Annotated in this window: 19 protein-coding genes; 18 read left to right on the forward strand and 1 reads right to left on the reverse strand. The window is 70.6% G+C overall.

Annotated elements, in window-relative coordinates:
• Positions 1-82: 82 nt before the first annotated feature.
• The 16 genes from ACFC51_RS31065 (at position 83) to ACFC51_RS31140 (ending at position 16566) form a co-directional block, all read left to right on the forward strand.
• Positions 83-1567 (forward strand): DUF6801 domain-containing protein, encoded by a 1485-nt coding sequence (locus ACFC51_RS31065; RefSeq protein WP_376375773.1) that lies wholly within the window; start codon positions 83-85, stop codon positions 1565-1567.
• A 79-nt stretch (positions 1568-1646) separates the two neighbouring features.
• The gene (locus ACFC51_RS31070) at positions 1647-2600 is read left to right on the forward strand and encodes a hypothetical protein (RefSeq protein WP_376375776.1); all 954 of its coding nucleotides are present in this window, start codon (positions 1647-1649) and stop codon (positions 2598-2600) included.
• Between the two features lie 706 nt (positions 2601-3306).
• Positions 3307-4290, forward strand: a complete 984-nt coding sequence (locus ACFC51_RS31075) for an ABC transporter ATP-binding protein (RefSeq protein ID WP_376375779.1) — start codon at positions 3307-3309, stop codon at positions 4288-4290.
• Positions 4287-5138 carry an MlaE family ABC transporter permease gene (locus ACFC51_RS31080; RefSeq protein WP_376375782.1) on the forward strand — a complete coding sequence of 284 codons (852 nt, stop codon included), beginning with the start codon at positions 4287-4289 and terminating at the stop codon, positions 5136-5138. Before ACFC51_RS31075 ends, ACFC51_RS31080 begins: the two co-directional genes overlap by 4 nt.
• A 3-nt stretch (positions 5139-5141) precedes the next feature.
• The gene (locus ACFC51_RS31085; RefSeq protein ID WP_031094766.1) at positions 5142-5945 is read left to right on the forward strand and encodes an ABC transporter permease; all 804 of its coding nucleotides are present in this window, start codon (positions 5142-5144) and stop codon (positions 5943-5945) included.
• Positions 5945-7252, forward strand: coding sequence for an MCE family protein (locus tag ACFC51_RS31090; protein WP_376532025.1), 1308 nt, complete (start codon positions 5945-5947; stop codon positions 7250-7252). The genes ACFC51_RS31085 and ACFC51_RS31090 overlap by 1 nt, the downstream gene beginning before the upstream one ends.
• Positions 7249-8280, forward strand: a complete 1032-nt coding sequence (locus ACFC51_RS31095) for an MCE family protein (RefSeq protein WP_376375789.1) — start codon at positions 7249-7251, stop codon at positions 8278-8280. The genes ACFC51_RS31090 and ACFC51_RS31095 overlap by 4 nt, the downstream gene beginning before the upstream one ends.
• Positions 8277-9293: an MCE family protein gene (locus tag ACFC51_RS31100; RefSeq protein WP_376375792.1), complete on the forward strand. Its 1017-nt coding sequence runs from the start codon at positions 8277-8279 to the stop codon at positions 9291-9293. The genes ACFC51_RS31095 and ACFC51_RS31100 overlap by 4 nt, the downstream gene beginning before the upstream one ends.
• Before the next feature lies 1 nt (position 9294).
• Positions 9295-10440 (forward strand): MCE family protein, encoded by a 1146-nt coding sequence (locus ACFC51_RS31105; RefSeq protein ID WP_376532027.1) that lies wholly within the window; start codon positions 9295-9297, stop codon positions 10438-10440.
• Positions 10437-11582 carry an MCE family protein gene (locus ACFC51_RS31110; protein WP_376375798.1) on the forward strand — a complete coding sequence of 382 codons (1146 nt, stop codon included), beginning with the start codon at positions 10437-10439 and terminating at the stop codon, positions 11580-11582. Before ACFC51_RS31105 ends, ACFC51_RS31110 begins: the two co-directional genes overlap by 4 nt.
• The gene (locus ACFC51_RS31115; RefSeq protein ID WP_376532029.1) at positions 11582-12838 is read left to right on the forward strand and encodes an MCE family protein; all 1257 of its coding nucleotides are present in this window, start codon (positions 11582-11584) and stop codon (positions 12836-12838) included. Before ACFC51_RS31110 ends, ACFC51_RS31115 begins: the two co-directional genes overlap by 1 nt.
• Positions 12835-13356 (forward strand): hypothetical protein, encoded by a 522-nt coding sequence (locus ACFC51_RS31120; RefSeq protein WP_376532031.1) that lies wholly within the window; start codon positions 12835-12837, stop codon positions 13354-13356. Before ACFC51_RS31115 ends, ACFC51_RS31120 begins: the two co-directional genes overlap by 4 nt.
• Positions 13353-13964 carry a hypothetical protein gene (locus ACFC51_RS31125; protein WP_376532033.1) on the forward strand — a complete coding sequence of 204 codons (612 nt, stop codon included), beginning with the start codon at positions 13353-13355 and terminating at the stop codon, positions 13962-13964. The genes ACFC51_RS31120 and ACFC51_RS31125 overlap by 4 nt, the downstream gene beginning before the upstream one ends.
• 14 nt (positions 13965-13978) lie before the next feature.
• On the forward strand, positions 13979-14509 hold the full coding sequence (locus tag ACFC51_RS31130) for a nuclear transport factor 2 family protein (protein ID WP_376375808.1): 531 nt from the start codon (positions 13979-13981) through the stop codon (positions 14507-14509).
• A 37-nt stretch (positions 14510-14546) separates the two neighbouring features.
• On the forward strand, positions 14547-15287 hold the full coding sequence (locus ACFC51_RS31135) for a hypothetical protein (protein ID WP_376532035.1): 741 nt from the start codon (positions 14547-14549) through the stop codon (positions 15285-15287).
• A gap of 19 nt (positions 15288-15306) precedes the next feature.
• Entirely contained in the window at positions 15307-16566 is a 1260-nt protein-coding gene (locus tag ACFC51_RS31140) for a lytic transglycosylase domain-containing protein (RefSeq protein WP_376532037.1), read from the forward strand.
• Between the two features lie 4 nt (positions 16567-16570).
• On the opposite strand, the gene ACFC51_RS31145 is transcribed toward ACFC51_RS31140, so the two are convergent.
• The gene (locus ACFC51_RS31145; protein ID WP_376532039.1) at positions 16571-17632 is read right to left on the reverse strand and encodes an ATP-dependent DNA ligase; all 1062 of its coding nucleotides are present in this window, start codon (positions 17630-17632) and stop codon (positions 16571-16573) included.
• Positions 17633-17727: 95 nt separating this feature from the next.
• On the opposite strand from ACFC51_RS31145, the gene ligD reads away from it, so the two are divergent.
• A complete protein-coding gene (gene ligD, locus ACFC51_RS31150; protein WP_376375828.1) occupies positions 17728-18738 on the forward strand; it encodes a non-homologous end-joining DNA ligase in 1011 nt (336 codons plus the stop codon).
• Positions 18735-19817 (forward strand): ABC transporter permease, encoded by a 1083-nt coding sequence (locus tag ACFC51_RS31155; RefSeq protein ID WP_376414828.1) that lies wholly within the window; start codon positions 18735-18737, stop codon positions 19815-19817. Before ligD ends, ACFC51_RS31155 begins: the two co-directional genes overlap by 4 nt.
• Positions 19818-19819 lie beyond the last annotated feature (2 nt).

Genomic DNA, 19819 nt, shown 5'->3' on the forward strand with positions numbered 1-19819 from the left:
CCGCGCGCCCGCCTCCGGTGTGAGGTTCCGTCACTCCGAGCACGTCCGTCCGAAGGGGAACACCGACAGTGAGGGCAGTCGTATGACAGGAGCACGCAGGCGCACGGTGCGCGGTGCCGCAGTGGCCGCCGCCGTACTGCTGGGAGGGATGGTTCCCGGCGCCCGGGCCGCGTCCGGTGTGCAGGAGATCGACCTGGAGCTGGCCTACACGTGCGACCTGCCCGAGGGCGAGCAGCCGGTGAAGGTCAGGATCACCGGGGAACTGCCCGAGTCCGCCGAGCCGGGTCAGGCTGTGCAGCCCGAAGGTGTCTCCCTGGAGGCCACCTTGCCCGAGGGGGCGATTCCCCTGCCGGACGGATCGACGGCGGCGCGCGTGAGCGCGGAGCTGAAACTGGCTGTCGACGTGTCCCAGATGGACCAGCACGCGCAGGCGGAGTGGATCGGCACGACGGCCGAGTCCGTGCCGGTCCCGCAGGAGGGCGCGCTGCCGCTGACCACCTCGGGCGCCGTCCCGTACATGAAGCCCGAGGGGTCGGGAGACCTCGTCCTCGCCGCGGGGGCGCTCTCGGTCGAACTCACCCTGGAAACCGCACAGGGAATCCCTGCGGAGCCACCGGCCGTCTCGCTGAACTGTTCCGTCGACCCGGATCAGCCGACGGAACTGGCGAGGACGGATGTCGGCGGTGAAGGCGAGTCCTCCTCGGCGCCTCCTGCATCCGAGCCCGCCGGGAGCGGGGCGACGGACAGCGGGGCGGTGCCCGAAGTGGGGGCCAGGGCGAAGCAGCCGGCCGCCCCCGACGCCGCTCCATGCGTCGGGGACGTGAACGACGACCTCAACCTGAACGCCTACGTGACGGGCTACGCCAACGTGACGAAGCTCGGCGGGGCGACGAAGTTTCCCCTGGCCTGCACGCAGGTCTCGCAGGGGCCGACCCGCGTCGACCTCTCCGAGCCGGGATTCACGCACATCTACCAGGATTCCACCGCCGTGCTGGACTACCAGGGGAAGCCCCAGCTGCCGCCGGCGTCGGGCACCTTTCTCACCTTCGGATTCATGCCGACAACGGCGACCCTGGAAATGACGCAGGTCCCCCCGGGGGTGGATGCCGAGGGGACTCCGGACTACAACGTGAAATCCCACCTGATCGTCGACTGGTCCGACTTCACGAACACGGGCCTGACGACCATCGACCTCGACCTCATGCTCCGGCTCCGTGACGTCAAGGTGAACGGCGTGCCCCTGGACGTGGGTGACAACTGCCGCACCAGTAAGCCCTTCACCCTCTCCCTGGAGGGCCGGATGACGGCGAAGGACGGTGTCACGACCGGCTACACCCTGGCGACGGGCGGTGTCCTGACAGGGTCGGTGACCCTTCCCCCGTTCAGCGGGTGCGGAGCCGGTGAGGACCTCGACAGCCTCTTCACCGCATCGTTGTCCGGTGTACCCGGATACGTGAAACAGGTACAAGGCGCCCCGTGCGCCGCCCAGCAGCACGTGCCGGGTTCCGAGGGGTCCGTCTGCACGGACGCGTACGAGCCGGTGGACGTGCCTGTGGCGGTCCGCTGACCCCTGAAGCCTCACCGATACCGATACCGATCGAACCGAGCACAGCATTTCCCCGACCCGCTGACGAATTGAGGGAACGATGAGACCTGCTCCGAAGACCTGGATCAAGGCCGCGGGAGCTGTCGCCGCGTCCGCCGCGCTGGTCATGCCCCTGACCGCGACCCCGGCCGGCGCCGCCACGGCCGCCGCCCAGCTGAACGGCTCCTGGGCCCCCTTCGACCGGTGTCCGGTGGACGCCCCCGCCATGCTCGCGACCGACGGTGACGTCGACGTCCCGCTGTGTGTGACGTCCTCCTCGCCGAACGGGACGATCAAACTCGGCAACGTCACGGCGACGACCGGCTCGACGAACCTGCAGTTCGGCGTCGTCCAGCACCCGGCCGAGGGGACCTACACGGTCGTCCCGCCCGCTGCCGGATCGATCATCAGCGGCAAGACCACCATCCCCGGCGGGCTTCTCGGCATCATGTGCCCGAGCAACGTCCCCGTCGTCTCGGCCGTCTGCGGGCAGATCACCAACGCCACCCTGAACAAGGTGACCGCCACGGTGGAGTCGGCCGGTACACCGACCGAATTCAGCCTGGTCGCGGGCATATCCTCCGGGCCGATCGTGAAGCTGCCCGTCAAGATCCGCCTGGAGAACCCGCTGCTCGGCTCCAACTGCTACATCGGCAGCAGCAGCAATCCGGTGCTCCTGCGCCCCGGAAACCTCAGCGCACCCAACTTCAACGCCTTCAGGTTCAACGGTGACGGCACCGAGAACCCGGACGAGGGGTCGATGATCCAGATCGCCCTGTCCGGCGCCGCCCAGGGCGACAGCCAGTTCTCCGTGCCGAAGGCCAGCGGCTGCGGTCTCGGCGGCATCCTCAGCTGGGCGATCGACCTCAAGGTCGGCCTGCCTGCCGCGGCCGGCTCGAACAACCTCGTCCTGAACGACGCCAAGACCTACACGGCCGGTCTCACGGCCCCGGGCCTGTCCGTGCCCAACGCCGGCAAGGAGCTCGCCGACAGCTGGCACTCCGCGGTGAAGTAGCCGCAGGGGGCGACCGGTGGCCCCTCAGGTTCTTGTCACTTGATGCGCCCCGGCCTTCACCGCACACGAGCCCGCCCCGACCGCATGCACCCTGGTCGGGGCGGGCTTCGGCGTGTCCAGCACAGCATTCCAGGGCCGACCGCCGCCACCCGGAGGCCCTCACTTTTCGATAGGTTTCGCGCGCCGATTGCTCATCGCGGCATAAGAAAACGGGGCTGCGCGATTACCTCGGAGAAAGTTCGGGAAGTGCTATTGCGGACTTAGGTTACTGGCCCGTAGCGTCCCGCTTGAGCCGCTCGGAAACCCGTCCGTACCTGCTTGTTCGACGCACCTGGAGTCCTGGTCGCGCCCTCTGGGGCCGGGATTCCTCCGGGAGTCCCACCGGGCCCCGAACCCTGCCACCCGGGGGACGTTCCTCCGACTGTCGATACCTGGTGGCTCCGGCCCCCTGGGCCGCGGGGCCCCGGTGCACCCGGAGAGCTTGCGCAGATTGCGACAAAGCCGCCGAGCGGATTTGTCAATCGGTGACAAGTGATCCACACCGAGATCGACATCCGGCGATTTCCGCTGTTCAACGGCTTGTCCTGGCGGTTTCGACGGACTTAACGTGCGCCTCCTGGTGCATGTGTGACAAGCCGTCGTTGCACGTACCGGAGCCGGAGCGCAGACAGATGACGTCGTTCACCACCACTTCGAGGGAGGGCCGATGGGAATCGAAGTAGTCGTCGAAGGCCTCACGAAATCCTTCGGCAAGCAGAACATCTGGCAGGACGTCAGTCTCACGCTGCCGGCCGGTGAGGTGAGCGTCATGCTCGGCCCTTCCGGCACCGGGAAGACCGTGTTCCTGAAATCCATCATCGGACTGCTGAAGCCGGAAAAGGGCCGTGTCCTGATCAACGGTGTCGACATGGTGAACAGCCCCGAGCGGGAAATCATGGAGACCCGGAAACTGTTCGGCCTCATGTTCCAGGACGGCGCCCTCTTCGGCTCGATGTCCCTCTTCGACAACATCGCCTTCCCCTTGCGTGAACACACCCGCAAGAGCGAGTCGGAGATCCGCAGGATCGTCATGGAGCGCATCGACATCGTCGGTCTGCTCGGCGCGGAGGGAAAGCTGCCGGGCGAGATATCCGGCGGCATGCGCAAGCGGGCCGGCCTGGCCCGCGCCCTGGTGCTCGACCCGCAGATCATCCTCTGCGACGAGCCCGACTCCGGGCTCGACCCGGTGCGTACCGCCTACCTCTCGCAACTCCTCATCGACCTCAACGCGCAGATCGACGCGACGATGCTCATCGTCACCCACAACCTCGACATCGCGGCCACCGTCCCGGACAACATGGGCATGCTCTTCTGCCGCAACCTCGTCACCTTCGGCCCCCGCGAAGTGCTGCTCACCAGCGACATGCCCGTGGTCTCGCAGTTCCTCGCCGGACGCCGTGAGGGCCCCATCGGCATGTCGGAGGAGAAGGACGCTGCCACCCTCGCCGCCGAGCAGACGAACGGCCACGGATACACCACGGGGCCCCGCACCGTCGTACCGCAGCTGGAGCCCTCGCCCGGGATGCCCGTACGGCAGGCGGCCCTGCGCCGCCGCGAGCGGGTCGTCTCCATGATGGGCCAGCTTCCGGAGGCCGCCCGTACGGCCATCCTGAACAGCTACACGCCGACCTTGGACGGTGGGCGCCGATGACGGCACCGCCGCCCGTACGCCCGCCGTCGGAGCCCGCCCACGAGCAGGCCCCGCGGGAGACGCCGGGGGAGAGGCCGCCCTCGCGGCTCCTCGCCCCGCTGCGTCAGACCGGGCAGCTCTTCGCGCTCGCCCTGGCGGTCTCCCGGGCCGTCTTCCGCAGGCCGTTCCAGGTAAGGGAGTTCATCGAGCAGTTCTGGTTCGTCGCCAGCGTCACCATCCTGCCCGCCGCCCTCGTCTCGATCCCCTTCGGCGCGGTCATCGCCCTCCAGGTCGGCTCCCTGACCGAGCAGCTCGGCGCCCAGTCCTTCACCGGAGGCGCCAGCGTCCTGGCCGTCATCCAGCAGGCCAGCCCGCTCATCGTGGCGCTGCTCATCGCCGGGGCCGCGGGCTCCGCCATCTGCGCCGACCTCGGCTCCCGCAAGATCCGTGAGGAGCTCGACGCGATGGAGGTCATGGGCGTCTCGCCCGTCCAGCGCCTCGTCGTCCCCCGCGTGCTGGCCACCATGTTCGTCGCCGTCCTGCTCAACGGACTGGTGTCCGTCGTCGGCACCCTCGGCGGCTACTTCTTCAACGTGATCATGCAGGGCGGGACACCCGGTGCCTACCTCGCGAGCTTCTCCGCCCTCGCCCAGCTGCCCGACCTCTACGTCGGTGAACTCAAGGCGCTGATCTTCGGCTTCATCGCCGGCATCGTCGCGGCCTACCGGGGACTGAACCCGCGCGGCGGCCCGAAGGGCGTCGGCGACGCGGTCAACCAGTCCGTCGTCATCACCTTCATGCTCCTGTTCGCCGTGAACATGGTCCTCACGGCGATCTACCTCCAGATCGTCCCCCCGAAGGGGGGCTGAGCGATGTCGATGCTCGGCTGGCTGGACCGCTCCGGCGAACAGCTCACCTTCTACGTACGCGCCCTGATCTGGATCCCCAGGACCCTGCGCCGCTACCTCAAGGAGGTCCAGAGGCTCCTCGCCGAGGTGGCCTTCGGCAGCGGCGGTCTCGGCGTCATCGGCGGAACCATCGGCGTGATGATCGCGATGACCCTCGCCACCGGCTCGGTCGTCGGCCTCCAGGGGTACGCCGCCCTCGACCAGATCGGCACCTCCGCGTTCACCGGCTTCATCTCCGCCTACTTCAACACCCGGGAGATCGCCCCGCTCGTCGCCGGCCTCGCGCTCTCCGCGACCGTCGGGGCGGGCTTCACGGCCCAGCTCGGCGCCATGCGGATCAACGAGGAGGTCGACGCCCTCGAAGCGATGGGCGTGCGCTCCATGCCCTACCTCGTCACCACGCGGATCATCGCCGGTGTCGTCGCCATCATCCCGCTCTACGCGATCGGCCTGCTCTCCTCCTACCTCGCGTCCCGCTACATCACCGTCCTGTTCAACGGACAGTCGGCGGGCACCTACGACCACTACTTCAATCTCTTCCTCTCCCCGGACGACGTGCTGCTGTCGGTGCTCAAGGTGCTGATCTTCAGCGTGCTGGTGATCCTCGCCCACTGCTACTACGGCTTCCACGCCACCGGCGGCCCCGCCGGAGTGGGCGTCGCCGTCGGCCGGTCGGTGCGCAACGCCATCGTGCTCATCAGCGTCACCGACTTCTTCCTCTCGCTCGCCATCTGGGGCGCGACGACAACGGTGAAGGTGGCCGGCTGATGTCCTCCTCCACGGCGCAGACGGTGCGCCGCAGAATCGCGGGTGTGGCCTTCGTGCTCGTGCCGGCCGTGCTCGTATGGGTTTCGGTCTCGGTGTACGAGAAGGACTTCACCGACGACGCGACCGTGACCGTACGCACCGGAAGCGTCGGCAACGAGATGCACGACAACGCCGAGGTGAAGCTGCGAGGCGTCGTCATCGGCGAGGTGCGCCACATCGCGTCCGACGGTGACGGGGCCCGCCTCACCCTCGCCATCGAGCCGGACCGGCTGGAGCAGATCCCGGCCGACGTCACCGCGCAGATGCTGCCCACCACCCTCTTCGGGGAACGGTTCGTCGCCCTCGTGCCGCCCGCCGTCCCCTCCGCCGAGACCCTGCGGGCCGGGGCGGTGATCCCGCAGGACCGCTCCAGCAACGCCATCGAGCTGGAGGAGGTCCTGGACAACGTCCTGCCGATGCTCACCGCCGTCAAGCCGGAGAAGCTCGCGGCGACGCTGGGGGCCGTGTCCCAGGCGCTCGAAGGGCGCGGCGACAAGCTCGGCGACACGCTGGTCACCCTCGACGCGCACCTGAAGGAGTTCAACCCCCAACTCCCGACGCTCAACGCGGACATCAAGGAACTCGTCAAGGTGAGCCATCTCTACGCCGACGCCGCGCCCGACGTCCTGGACGCCCTCACCGACTTCACCACCACGAGCGGCACGATCGCAGAACAGGAGGCGGAACTCGCGGATCTCTACGGATCCACCACCGCCTCCGCGAACGACGTCACCGCCTTCCTGCGGAAGAACAAGGACAACCTCATCCGCCTCTCCGCCTCCGGCCGTCCCACCCTGGAGCTCCTCGCGGAGTACTCCGACGCCTTCCCCTGCACCCTGCGCACCATGGCCGGATTCGTCCCGGCCATGGACAAGGCGCTCGGCAAGGGCACCGACGAGCCGGGACTCCACGTCACCGTCAAGGTGGTGGAGTCCAAGGGGAAGTACGTGCCCGGCAGGGACACCCCGGTCTACGGCGCGACCGGCGGCCCGCACTGCTACGCCGTGCCGTACACCGGCAGGGCGGTCCCGACCGCCGACGCGCGCAGAGCGCCGGCACCGAACCCCGGCGACGTGGAAGCTGCCGACACCACCGACACCACCGACACCACGGAAACCGCGCTCGGCGTGCCGAACTCCCCCGAGGAGAGCCGGCTCGTCAACGAGCTCGTCGCCCCCTCGCTCGAAGTCCGGCCGCAGACCCTGCCCGACTGGAGCAGCGTGCTCATCGGTCCGGCCTTCCGCGGTGCGGAGGTGAAGCTCAAGTGAAGCGCCGCTCCCTCGCGGGACCGCTCGTGAAGTCCCTCGTCTTCGTCGTGGTCACCGCTCTGGCCACCACCGTCCTGGCCCTGTCCATCGCCAACACCGGGGTCGGCGACACCGTCTCCTACAAGGCCAGGTTCACCGACGCCACCGGACTGGTCGTCGGTGACAGCGTCCGGATCGCGGGCGTCAAGGTCGGACAGGTCGAGTCCATCAGGGTCGCCGACAGGCGGCAGGCCGAGGTCGGCTTCGCCGTGGACCAGGGCCGCGACCTGCCCGCCTCGGTGACCGCGTCGATCAAGTACCTCAACATGGTCGGCCAGCGCTACATCGACCTCGACCAGGGCACCGGGCCCGTGGGGGCGACCTTCAGGTCCGGTGCGACGATCCCGCTCTCGCGCACCACGCCCGCCCTCGACCTCACCCAGCTCTTCAACGGCTTCCAGCCCCTCTTCGAAGGGCTCTCCCCGCCGGACGTCAACCAGCTCGCCGGCTCCATCGTGCAGGTCCTCCAGGGCGAGGGCGGCACGGTCGACAGCATCCTCTCCCACGTCGGATCGCTGACCGGCACCGTCGCGGCCAAGGACAAGGTGATCGGTGAGGTGATCAAGAACCTCAACACGGTTCTCACGACCGTCAACGACCGCGAGGCGGGATTCGACGACCTCGTCGTCACCCTCGAGAAGCTCGTGAAGGGCTTCTCCGGCGACCGCAAGCCGCTCGGCGACGCGGTCACGGCGATGGGTGCGCTCACCACCGTCACCGCGGACCTCGTGGAGGACGGCCGGGGACCGCTGAAGAAGGACATCGCCGAACTCGGCAGGCTCAGCGGGCAGCTCGACAGGAACGCGCCGACGATCGAGTCCTTCCTGCAGAAGACGCCCGCCAAGATGGAGGCGATCACCCGCCTCACCTCGTACGGCTCCTGGCTCAACCTCTACCTCTGCGAGGCGAAGGTGGCCGGTGTGACGACCGAGGACGGCAGCGCGCCGCCCACCGGCATCACGATCGGCGGATCGAGGTGCGCGGGATGAGGACCAAGCCCGTCCGGGAGCGGAACCCCGTCACCGTCGGCGTCGTCGGACTGGTCGTCCTGGCGCTCCTCGGCCTCGCCGCCTACCGCGCCGACGCCCTGCCCTTCCTCGGAGGCGGCACCGCCTACAGCGCCGACTTCACCGAGTCCGCGGGGCTCGACGCCGGCGACGAGGTGCGCGTCGCCGGGGTGAAGGTCGGAGAGGTCACCGGCGTCTCGCTCGACGGCGCGAAGGTGAAGGTCGACTTCGAGGTCGAGGACGCCTGGATCGGCGACTCCTCCACCGTCGGGATCGCCATCAAGACCCTCCTGGGCGACAAGTACCTCGCGGTCGATCCGCTCGGCGACGCCCCGCAGGACCCGGACTCCCGCATCACGTCGAGCCGCACCACCTCCCCGTACGACGTGACCCAGGCGTTCGACGGACTCGGCGAGACCATCGAGGAGATCGACACCGCCCAGCTCGCGCAGAGCTTCGAGACCATCTCGGACACCTTCAAGGACTCGCCGCCCGACGTGCGCAGTGCGGCCGAGGGGCTCTCCGCACTGTCGAAGACGGTCTCCGAGCGGGACGCTCAGCTCGCCACCCTCCTCAAGGGCAGCAAGCAGCTCACCAGGACACTCGCCACGAAGAAGAGCAGCTTCGAGACCCTGCTGGAGGACGGCAACCTGCTTCTCGGAGAGATCCAGGCCCGGCGGGACTCCATCCACCTGCTGCTCACCGGCACCCGGGATCTCGGCACCCAGCTCACCGGTCTCGTCGCCGACAACGACAAGCAGCTGAAGCCCACCCTCGACTCGCTGGGCCGCGTCACCGCCGTACTGGTGAAGAACCGCAAGAGCCTCGACCAGGTGCTCTCGATGGCCGGCACCTACAACCGGCTCGTCGGCAACACCCTCGGCAACGGCCGCTGGTTCGACAACTACGTCTGCGGGGTCGTCCCCAAGAACTACCTGCCGAAGGACACGCCCCCGACGAACGACTGCATGCCGCCGAAGCAGGGGGGCCGCTGACATGAGACGCACCCGCATCATCGGCATCGGTGCCGGACTCGCCGTCGTGGCCGTGGCCGTCGGCTCGGGCGTGGCGGCCATGGACCAGGAGGGCACCACCGTCACCGCCTACTTCGACCGCGCCACCGGGGTGTACCCCGGATCGGACCTGCGGATCCTCGGGGTGAAGGTGGGCACCGTCGAATCGGTCAGGCCCCACGGCGAGGAGGTCCGGATCGTCCTGCGCCTCGACAAGGGCGTCGACGTCCCCGCGGACGCGCACGCCCTCGTCGTCGCCCCCAGCCTCGTCGCCGACCGGTACGTCCAGCTCGCCCCGGCCTACACCGGCGGACCGCGGCTGGAGGGAGGCGCCGTACTCCCCGCCGAGAACAACGCCACCCCCATCGAGGTGGACCAGCTCTACGAGTCGATCACGGAACTCTCCACCGCACTCGGCCCCGACGGGGCCAACGCCGACGGGGCGCTCTCCGGGCTCCTGAAGACCGGGTCCGAGAACCTCAAGGGCAACGGAGAGGCCATCGGCGACTCCATCGAGCAGTTCGGCAAAGCGACGAAGACCCTCGACAAGAGCAGCGGCGACCTCTTCGACACGCTCTCCTCCCTGCAGACCTTCACCACCATGCTGAAGGAGAAGGACGGGGACGTACGCGCCGCGGAGCAGCAGCTCAACACCGTCACCGGCTTCCTCGCCGACGACAAGGAGAACCTCAGCGCGGCACTGAAGGAACTGGGCACCGCGCTCGGCCAGGTCAAGACCTTCATCCAGAAGAACCGCGGTGCGCTCAAGAAGAACGTGGACCTCCTGGTGCCGCTCACCCAGGTCCTCGTCGACCAGCGTGCCTCGCTCGCCGAGTCGCTCGACACGCTGCCGCTCGCGGCGGGCAACGTGCTCAACGCCTACGACCCGGCCAACCGCACCCTCGACGGGCGGACGAACCTCAACGAGCTGTCCATGGGCGGGCCGCTCCTCGAGCCCGGGGCGGCGACCGCCGGTCTCGGCGGTCTCGCCCCGGTGGACGCCGCCCGGCAGAAGGCACTGCCCGTCCTGCCGCTGCCCCCCGTCGGCACCGTCTACGGAACCCCGTCGGACACGGGGGACCGGAAGAAGAAGCCCGGCACCGGCGAGAACAAGGAGGGGGACCGATGAGCCCCGCCGCGCCCACCACCGGCACCCGCGTGGTCGCGGGCCTCGGCGCCCTGGTCGCCGCCGGCGTCTGCTTCGCCCTCGTCGCCACGACCACCGGCCTGCCCTCGTTCCCCGGCATCGACCAGATGCCGCTGCCCGGCGGAGCCGACCTCGGCGACCACCCGTACGAGATCACCGCCGAGTTCGGGGACGTCCTCAGCCTCGCGCCCCAGTCGTCCGTCAAGGTCAACGACGTGGCCGTGGGCCGGGTCACCAAGATCTCCCTCACCCCGGGCAGCTGGACCGCCAAGGTCACCATGCGGGTCAACGGGAGGATCAGGATGCCGGCCAACGCCTACGCCCACCTCGAACAGTCCAGTCTCCTCGGCGAGAAGTACGTCCAGCTCTCACCGCCCGCCGAGGGCACGGCCCGGGGCGCCCTGTCCGACGGCGACCGCATCCCGCTCGTCCGCACCAACCGCAACCCCGAGGTCGAGGAGGTCTTCGGCGCCCTGTCCATGCTCCTCAACGGCGGTGGAGTCGCCCAGTTGAAGACCATCACCACGGAGCTCAACAAGGCACTGGCCGGACAGGAACCCCAGATCCGCTCCATGCTGAACCGCGTCGACACGCTCGTCACCGACCTGGACACCCACAAGGAAGACATCACCGACGCGCTCGACGGGGTGAACCGGCTGGCCGCGACCCTCGCCACCCGGAAGCAGGACGTCGGGACCGTGCTCACCGGACTCAGCCCCGGACTGAAGGTCCTGGAGAAGCAGCGCGGATCCCTGCTCACCATGCTGCGCTCGCTCGACACGCTCTCCACCGTCGCCGTCGACACGGTCAACAGGAGCAAGGCCGACATGATCGCCGACCTCAAGGCCCTCGCCCCCACACTCACCGCGCTCGCCGACTCGGGCGACGACCTCCCCGACTCCCTGCAGGTGCTGCTCACCTACCCGTTCACGGACGAGGTGCTGCGCGGGGTGAAGGGCGACTACCTCAACGTCTACCTCGACGTCACCGCCATGCCCGGCACGCAGATCATCCCCGCGCTCACCCCGGACGCCCCGGCGGCGACCGGCACCCGGAAGTCCGGCCCGTCGCTCCCGCTGCCGCTTCCCTCGGTCACCACGTCCGGCACGGAGGGCACCCGCTGATGATCACCCTCGCCACGCGGCTCAAGAACATCGCCTTCCTGGTCATCGCGGTGCTCGTCCTCGGCTACCTGGGCGTCCGGTACGCCGACCTCGGCCACTACGTCGGACTGCGCGGCTACTACACCGTCAAGGTGCAACTGCCGCAGACCGGAGGGCTCTTCACCCACTCCAACGTCACCTACCGGGGCGTCTCCGTCGGGCGGGTCGGCCCGATCGAGCTGACCGACGACGGCGTCGAGGCCGAACTGCGCATCGAGGACGACGCGCCGCCCATCCCCGACAGCCTGCACGCCGTCGTCGCCAGCCTCTCCGCCGTCGGCGAGCAGTACGTCGACCTCCGTCCCACTCGCGACGACGGCCCGTTCCTGGGGAACGGCTCGGTCATCGACGAGGCCGACACCACCGTCCCCGCGCCCGTCACCGACGTCCTCACCAGCGTCAACGACCTCACCGCCTCCGTGGACACCGAGGCCCTGCGCACCGTCGTCGAGGAGTTCGGAGCGGCGTTCGAGGGGCGTGGCGACGACCTCCAGGTCCTGCTCGACACGGGCAGCGAGTTCGTCGAGGCCGCCGACGAGGCACTGCCGACCACCACCAGGCTGATGGCGGACGGCGAGACGGTGCTGCGCACCCAGGCCGAACAGGGCGAGGCGCTCGAGGGGTTCGCGTCGGGAGCGGAGGAACTGGCCGCCGAGCTCAAGGATTCCGACAGCGACCTGCGCCGGCTGATCGCGACGGCGCCTGGTGCCACCGCCCAGATCAGCGGGCTCCTGCGCGACGTCGAACCGGGTTTCGGAGTCGTCGTCGCCAACCTCCTCACCACCTCCGAGGTCGCCGTGACCCGGCAGCGGGGGCTGGAGGAACTCCTGGTGAAGGTGCCCGCGGTCGCCGCGGCCGGCGCGAGCATCATCGACGAGAGCGGGGACGCCCGGTTCGGGATGGCCGTCACCTTCTTCGAGCCGCTGCCCTGCACCGCCGGATACGGCTCCACCACCTACCGGCCCGGCAAGGACCTCTCGGCCGCCCCTGCGGTCAACACCGGGGCACGCTGCGCCTCCTCGCCCGGCAGCGGCATCAATGTCCGCGGCAGCGCCAACGCGCCCGACGGCGGGGGCGTCCCGGAGCCCGCGGAACCCGGCTCCCTGCTGACCGGCATCGACGGGGCCCGGCTGCCCGGCGCCCTCGGCGCCGGCGGGGACACCGGGCGCACGGCCGGCGGCATGGCCGGGCTGCTGGGACTGGGAGGCGGCGAATGAACGCCCGTACGAAGAGGCTGAGCGGCTGGGCCGGCATGCTGGCGGCCCTCCTGGTCTGCGTGTTCGGCGGCTGGTCCTACGCGCAGGCGCGCGGCGACGACACCCTGGCATACGCCAAGGCGCGTGACGCCGCGATCGCCGACGGCAGGAAGCACCTGGCCCGGCTGAACAGCATGGACGGCAGGAGCGCGTCGAGTGTGAGGGCCGGACTCGCCGCCTGGCTAGGCGCGTCCACGGGCCCGCTGCACGACCGGCTGGAGAGCACGCGGAAGAAGGACACCGTCGCTCTCACCGACGACGGGGCCACCGCGCGCGGCAAGGTCACCGACGCGGCGCTCACCGCACTCGACCGACGGGCCGGTACGGCGGCGATGATCGCCACCGTGGACGTCGAGGTCACCCCGCGCACCGGCAAGGGCGGCACGGAACGCAAGCGCTTCGAGGCGACCCTGGCCCGCACCGGGGGCGGCTGGAAGATCAAGGCACTGGACGCGATACCGGTCGGGAGCGGCGGATGACACGGACCGGAGGAACCACGGTCGAGGACGCCTCCCCGGCCCCGGAGCCGGACGCGGACGTGACGGACGAGGGACCGGGCACGAGCCGGGGGCCGGGTGTGTCCCGGCACACGGCCTGGCGGCGTGGTCTCGCGTCCGTCCTGGCCGTCGCCCTGCTGGCCACCGGCGCCGTCCTCCTCGTCGAGGCGCGGCAGTTGCGTGACACCCCCGCCACCTCGAACCGGGCGCTGACCGACACCGAGGAGACCACCCGGGTCGTCGGCGACGTGAGCAGCGCCCTGGGCAAGGTCTTCTCGTACAACCCGCAGTCGACCGCCGCCACCAAGGAGTCGGCGAAGCGCCTCCTCGCGGGCAAGGCACTGCGGCAGTACGCGGCGCTGTTCGGCCAGGTGGAGAAGCAGGCGGCCGACCAGAAGCTCACGCTCACCTCGCAGGCCGTACGGGCCGGAGTCACCCGGCTCGCCACCCGCAGCGCCCACCTCCTCGTCTTCCTCGACCAGGTGTACGAGCGCGAGGGGAAGGCGGCCACCACCGCGGCGGCGCAGCTCTCGGTCACGGCCGAACTGCGCGGCAGCCGCTGGGTCATCGTCGACATCACCTCCAGGTAGGGGAGAGGCACCACATGGCACGGGTACGGACGACGAGGAATCCGCTGGTGGTGGCGGCGGTCGTGCTGACGGTCGCCGCGGCCGGCGCCGCGGGGTGGGGCGGCTGGTCGCGCTACGACGCCGCACACGACGGCTCGGCGGCCTACGCCGAGGCCCGCGACGCCGCGCTGGCGGCGGGGGAGCAGGCCGTGCAGAACATGAACACGCTCGACCACGCCCAGGTCGAGAAGGGGCTCGACAACTGGGAGGAATCGACCACCGGCGACCTCCACCGGCAACTCGTCGAGGGGCGGGACGCGTTCGTCAAGCAGATCGAGGCGGCCAGGACCGTCAGCACCGCCAGGATCCTCTCGGGCGCGGTGACCGAGCTCGACGACCGGGCCGGCAAGGCGGGGGTGATGGTCGCCCTGAGGGTCACCGTGACCGCCCCCGAGGGCAAGCCCGCGGTGAAGGAGAGCCGGATGCTCGGGCAGCTCACCCGCACCTCCGAGGGGTGGAAGCTCAGCGCCCTCGGACAGGCGCCCGTCGGCAACACCGCCGGCTGAGACCGCCCGACCGCCCCGTTCCGAGAGGACCACCGACATGTCGACGACCCGACACCTCGTCAACCGCCGCCGCCGTCTCGCCACCGTGGCCGCGGCCCCGGCCGCCCCGCGCACCGAGGCCGCACCGGCGGAGGAATCCCAGCCCGTGGCCGGACCCCCCGCGGAACCCGCCCCCGATGCCGTCCAGTCCGACGGTTCCGACGAGACCGACGCCACGGCGGAGGAGCCCGCCGGGGACGGACGCCCCCGCAGCGGACCGCCCCGCCTCCGCGTCCGCCTCCCCGCCGTGCTCTGCGCGGCCACCGTCCTCCTCGGCGCCTTCGCCGCCTGGGCGTTCAGCTCCGCCGCGACGCTCCGCGACGATCCGACCCGGCAGAACACCGCCCTCACCGACATCAGCCGCACCAGTGAGGTCAAGGGGCAGATCACCGAGGCCGTGGGCGCCGTCTTCTCGTACACGTACGCCTCGCCGGGGAAGTCGGACCTGGCCGCGCAGAAGTACCTGACCGGCAAGGCCGTCCAGCAGCACAAGGACATGCTCGCCGAGGTACGGGCGCAGGCGCCGGAGCAGAAGCTGGTGCTCACCACGACCGTCACCGAGAGCGGCGTCGAACAGCTCGACGGGGACCGGGCCAGGCTGCTCGTCTTCGCGGACCAGAGCAACACCCGTACCGGCAAGGAGGAGGAGACGACGTACGCCGCCGCCATGTTCGCCGTCGACGCCGTACGCCGCGGGGGCGCCTGGCGGATCGCGGCCATCGACACGTTCACGCGATGATCCAGGAGAGGGAGGACACATGAGGTTCGACGGAACCATGCGCCGCGGGATCGCCGGCACGGCCACCGCGGTCGCCGCCATGGCGGCGCTCACCGCGTCCCAGGCCCCGGGGCTCGCGGGCGCCGCCGCCGCGGACGACATGAAGAACGTGGCATCGGACGACGTCGTGTGGACCGAGGTGCCCAACGACGACAGCTACCACACGGAGCTGCCGCCCCTGCAATCTCCCGAGCCGCCGGCACCTCCCGGGGCCAGGAAGCCCGGCCCGGCCGTCGTGCAGTCCTGGGCCGAGGCGGGCATCCCCGCCACCGTCCTGGCCGCCTACCGGAACGCGCAGAGCGCGCTCGGCCGCAGCGATCCCGGCTGCCGTCTCCCCTGGCAGCTACTCGCGGCCATCGGCAAGGTGGAGTCCGGGCACGCGGGCGGGGGACGGGTGGACACCGCCGGCACCACCCTCACCCCGATCCTCGGGCCCGTGCTGAACGGCGCGGGTTTCGCCCACATCGCCGACACCGACGGCGGGGCCTACGACGGCGACGCCACGTATGACCGGGCCGTCGGGCCGATGCAGTTCATCCCGTCGACCTGGGCGCACTGGGGCAAGGACGGCAACGGCGACGGGCGCAAGGACCCGAACAACGTGGCGGACGCCGCGCTCGCCGCGGGCCACTACCTCTGCGCGGGAGACCGGAACCTGTCCGTCCAGGCGGATCTGGACAGGGCGGTCCTCAGCTACAACCACTCGGACACCTATCTGCGCACGGTCCTGTCCTGGCTGGACTTCTACCGCAAGGGCGTCCACTCGGTCGCCGACGGCAAGGGGGTCGTCCCCGAGAGCCCCGGAGCGGGCGGCCCCCATGCCCCGAAGACCCCGGTCGGAGGCCCCGGCAGCCCGAGCGACCCTGGCCACGGTGGTGGCGGCATCATCGTCGGCCCGCAGCCCGGCGCCACTCCGACGCCGTCCGCCTCGCCGACGCCCACCACCACGCCGACGGACTCCGGCACCCCCGGTCCCACCCCCGACCCCACGGACCCCGGCCCCACCCCCGACCCCACCGACACCGGTCCCACCCCGGATCCGACGACGACCCCGGACCCGACCACCACCCCCGACCCGACGACGACCCCGGACCCGACCACCACCCCCGACCCGGGCACCACGCCCGACCCGGAACCCGGCACCACCGACCCCGGCTGCCCCACTCCGTCGGCGGAGCCCGACCCGGCGTCACCCACGGACGCGCCCCCGGACGACCCCTGCGCAGACCCCACCGCGTGACGGGTCAGCGGGCGTCGAGCACCTCGGACAGGTCGTAGCGCACCACTTCCTCCAGCTGGGCGTAGGTGCAGCCGGAGGGAGTGCGGTCCGGCCGCCACCGCCGGAACTGGGTGGTGTGGCGGAACCGGTCACCCTCCATGTGGTCGTACGCCACCTCGCAGACGCGCTCGGGCGCGAGCGCCACCCAGGACAGGTCCTTCTTGCCCGACCAGCGGCTCGGAGCGCCCGGCAGCCGGGTCCCCTCGTGCGCCGCCGCGTCCGCCCAGGCCGACCACGGGTGATCCGCCGGCTCGATGCGCAACGGGTCCAGTTCCTCCAGGAGTTCGGCGCGCCGCTTCATCGTGAAGGCCGCGCACACGCCCACGTGCTGCAGGGCGCCCCCGGAGTCGTACAGGCCGAGCAGCAGTGAGCCGACCACCGGGCCGCTCTTGTGGAAGCGGTACCCCGCCACCACGCAGTCGGCGGTCCGTTCGTGCTTGATCTTGTACATGGAACGCACGTCCGGTCGGTACGGCAGGTCGAGAGGCTTGGCGACCACCCCGTCGAGCCCCGCGCCTTCGTACCGCTCGAACCACTCCCGGGCGAGGCCGGGATCCGTGGTGGACGGGGCGAGATGGACCGGAGCCGAGGCGCCGGCCAGCGCACCCTCCAGGGCGGCCCGCCGCTCGGTCTGCGCGGTGGTGAGCAGGGACGTGTCGTCCAGGGCGAGGATGTCGAAGGCGACGAAGCTCGCCGGGGTCCGCTCGGCGAGCATCCGCACCCGGGAGTCCGCCGGATGGATCCGCTCGCTCAGCCGGTCGAAGTCCAGACGCCCCTCGTACGGCAGGACGATCTCGCCGTCGACCACGCAGCGCGGCGGCAGGTTCTCCCGCACGGCGGTGACCACCTCGGGGAAGTAGCGGGTGAGCGGCTTGCCCGTGCGGCTGCCGATCACCACCTCGTCCCCGTCCCGGTGCACGATCGCCCGGAACCCGTCCCACTTCGCCTCGTACTGCATACCCGGGGGGATCGCGGAGACGGACTTGGCGAGCATCGGCTTCACAGGAGGCATCACCGGCAGGTCCATGGCCCCGATTCTCGCCCACCGTGCGGAGCACGTCTTCCGATATGCGGCATATGTGGGCCCGGCCTACGGTGTCCGACATGGGAGCTGGAACAGCGGTGGAGCTGGACGCGGACGGACGGGCCGTACGGCTGTCCAACCCGGACAAGGTGTACTTCCCGGAGAAGGGCTACACCAAGAGGGACGTGGCCGACTACTTCCGGGCCGTGGGGCCCGGGATCCTCCGCGCGCTGCGCGAGCGGCCCACCACCCTCCAGCGGTTCGTCGACGGGGTCGAGGGCGACTTCTTCTACCAGAAGCGTGCGCCGAAGAACCTCCCCGACTGGACCCCCACCGCCCGGATCGAGTTCCCCAGCGGCCGGCACGCCGACGAGATGTGCCCCACCGAGCTGGGTGCCGTCCTCTGGGCCGCCAACCTGGGCACCCTGACCTTCCACCCCTGGCCGGTGCGCAGGGCGGACACCGACCACCCCGACGAACTGCGCATCGACCTCGACCCGCAGCCCGGCACCGACTACTCCGACGCGGTGACGGCGGCGCACGAACTGCGCGCGGTCCTGGAGGACCACGGGCTGCGCGGCTGGCCCAAGACCTCCGGCGGGCGCGGCATCCACGTCTTCGTCCCGATCGTCCCCGAGTGGACGTTCACCCAGGTCAGACGCTCCGCCATCGCCGTGGGGCGGGAGCTGGAACGCCGCATGCCGGACCGGGTGACCACGGCCTGGTGGAAGGAGGAGCGGGGCGAGCGGATCTTCGTCGACTACAACCAGACGGCCCGCGACCGCACCATCGCCTCCGCCTACTCCGTACGCCCCTTCCCGCACGCCCCGGTCTCCGCCCCGCTGCGCTGGGAGGAGATCGACGACGCCGAGCCCCGCGACTTCGATCTCCGCACCATGCCCGTGCGGTACGCCGAGGTGGGTGACCTGCACGCCGACATGGACGACCACGCCTTCCGGCTCGACCAGGTGCTGGAGCTGGCCCGGCGGGACGAGCACGAACACGAGCTCGGCGACCTGCCCTACCCGCCGGAGTATCCCAAGATGCCGGGCGAGCCGAAGCGTGTGCAGCCCAGCCGCGCCCGGCACGACTCCGGTGACGACACGTGAGCGCCGACGAGGGGACGACGGAGCCCCCCGCACACGGCGCGCACGGCAGGCCCCCGACACGGGCCGAGAAATGGGCCTCGTACAAGCAGTCCCCGTACGTCCCCGCCCTCGTGCTGGTCCTCATCCTCGCCGCCGCGGCCGGGCTCTTCGCCGGTTCGTACACCTACACGATGGCCGATCCGACGCCGCGCCGGATCCCCGCCGCCGTGGTCAGCGGTGTCGGGGACCGGGGCGGGACGGAGTTCATCGCGGGGATGGAGAAGGCTCTCGACGCCTCGCTCCAGCTGCACCCCTACGCCACCCGGGGCGCCGCGCGCCTGGCCATGGAGGAACAGAAGGTCTTCGTGACCGTGCGGCCGGGGAAGGGCGGCGTGGCCATGGACATCGCCGGGGCCGGTGGGGCCACGGTCGCCCAGCTGCTGGCCGAGACCGGTGCGAAGGTCGCGAAGGCCACCGGGATCCGCGTGACGATCACGGACGTCAAGCCGCTCCAGAAGGGCGACCCGCGCGGGCTGGCGCTCTTCTACATCTCGCTGGCGGCCGTCATCATCGGCTTCGTCGGAGCCATCCAGCTGAGCGTGCACGCCCGCGCGCTCGACCCGCTCGAACGCATCGGCTTCACCCTCGCCTACGCCCTGCTCGGCGGCTTCGCGATCGCCGCGGTGGTGGACTGGCTGATCGGCGCGCTGGACCTGCCGTTCGTCGAGTCCTGGCTGATCCTGGCGTTCACGATGTTCGCCTCGGGCATGGTCTTCACCATGTTCAACACCATCATGGGGCGCTGGGCGATGATCCCCACCTGGGGGCTCATGGTGCTGCTGGGCAACCCGTCGTCGGGCGGCGCGGTGTCCTGGCCGCTGCTGCCGTCGGTGCTCGGGCACATCGGGCGGTGGCTGCCGCCCGGCGCCTCGGTCAACGCCCAGCACACGGCCGTCTACTACCAGGGCCACCAGTACGCCTTCCCTTTCCTCGTGCTGGCGGGCTGGGCGCTCGTCTCCTGCACGGTCTTCTGGGTGTGGCGCCATCGGCACCCCGGAGGCCGCGGACGCATGCCGGAGCATGCGGCCGCGGCCTCCTGAGC

The sequence above is a fragment of the Streptomyces sp. NPDC055962 genome (assembly GCF_042270185.1).
Classification (GTDB): domain Bacteria; phylum Actinomycetota; class Actinomycetes; order Streptomycetales; family Streptomycetaceae; genus Streptomyces.

What these genes read in the sequence shown, in the direction of transcription:
- ACFC51_RS31075 (WP_376375779.1), top strand. Translation starts at nt 3,307, where the DNA reads ATGGGAATCGAAGTAGTCGTCGAAGGCCTCACGAAATCCTTCGGCAAG.
- ACFC51_RS31120 (WP_376532031.1), top strand. Translation starts at nt 12,835, where the DNA reads ATGAACGCCCGTACGAAGAGGCTGAGCGGCTGGGCCGGCATGCTGGCG.
- ACFC51_RS31135 (WP_376532035.1), top strand. Translation starts at nt 14,547, where the DNA reads ATGTCGACGACCCGACACCTCGTCAACCGCCGCCGCCGTCTCGCCACC.
- ACFC51_RS31080 (WP_376375782.1), top strand. Translation starts at nt 4,287, where the DNA reads ATGACGGCACCGCCGCCCGTACGCCCGCCGTCGGAGCCCGCCCACGAG.
- ACFC51_RS31140 (WP_376532037.1), top strand. Translation starts at nt 15,307, where the DNA reads ATGAGGTTCGACGGAACCATGCGCCGCGGGATCGCCGGCACGGCCACC.
- ACFC51_RS31085 (WP_031094766.1), top strand. Translation starts at nt 5,142, where the DNA reads ATGTCGATGCTCGGCTGGCTGGACCGCTCCGGCGAACAGCTCACCTTC.
- ACFC51_RS31145 (WP_376532039.1), bottom strand. Translation starts at nt 17,632, where the DNA reads ATGGACCTGCCGGTGATGCCTCCTGTGAAGCCGATGCTCGCCAAGTCC.
- ACFC51_RS31105 (WP_376532027.1), top strand. Translation starts at nt 9,295, where the DNA reads ATGAGACGCACCCGCATCATCGGCATCGGTGCCGGACTCGCCGTCGTG.
- ACFC51_RS31065 (WP_376375773.1), top strand. Translation starts at nt 83, where the DNA reads ATGACAGGAGCACGCAGGCGCACGGTGCGCGGTGCCGCAGTGGCCGCC.
- ACFC51_RS31125 (WP_376532033.1), top strand. Translation starts at nt 13,353, where the DNA reads ATGACACGGACCGGAGGAACCACGGTCGAGGACGCCTCCCCGGCCCCG.
- ACFC51_RS31115 (WP_376532029.1), top strand. Translation starts at nt 11,582, where the DNA reads ATGATCACCCTCGCCACGCGGCTCAAGAACATCGCCTTCCTGGTCATC.
- ACFC51_RS31100 (WP_376375792.1), top strand. Translation starts at nt 8,277, where the DNA reads ATGAGGACCAAGCCCGTCCGGGAGCGGAACCCCGTCACCGTCGGCGTC.
- ACFC51_RS31110 (WP_376375798.1), top strand. Translation starts at nt 10,437, where the DNA reads ATGAGCCCCGCCGCGCCCACCACCGGCACCCGCGTGGTCGCGGGCCTC.
- ACFC51_RS31130 (WP_376375808.1), top strand. Translation starts at nt 13,979, where the DNA reads ATGGCACGGGTACGGACGACGAGGAATCCGCTGGTGGTGGCGGCGGTC.
- ACFC51_RS31090 (WP_376532025.1), top strand. Translation starts at nt 5,945, where the DNA reads ATGTCCTCCTCCACGGCGCAGACGGTGCGCCGCAGAATCGCGGGTGTG.
- ACFC51_RS31070 (WP_376375776.1), top strand. Translation starts at nt 1,647, where the DNA reads ATGAGACCTGCTCCGAAGACCTGGATCAAGGCCGCGGGAGCTGTCGCC.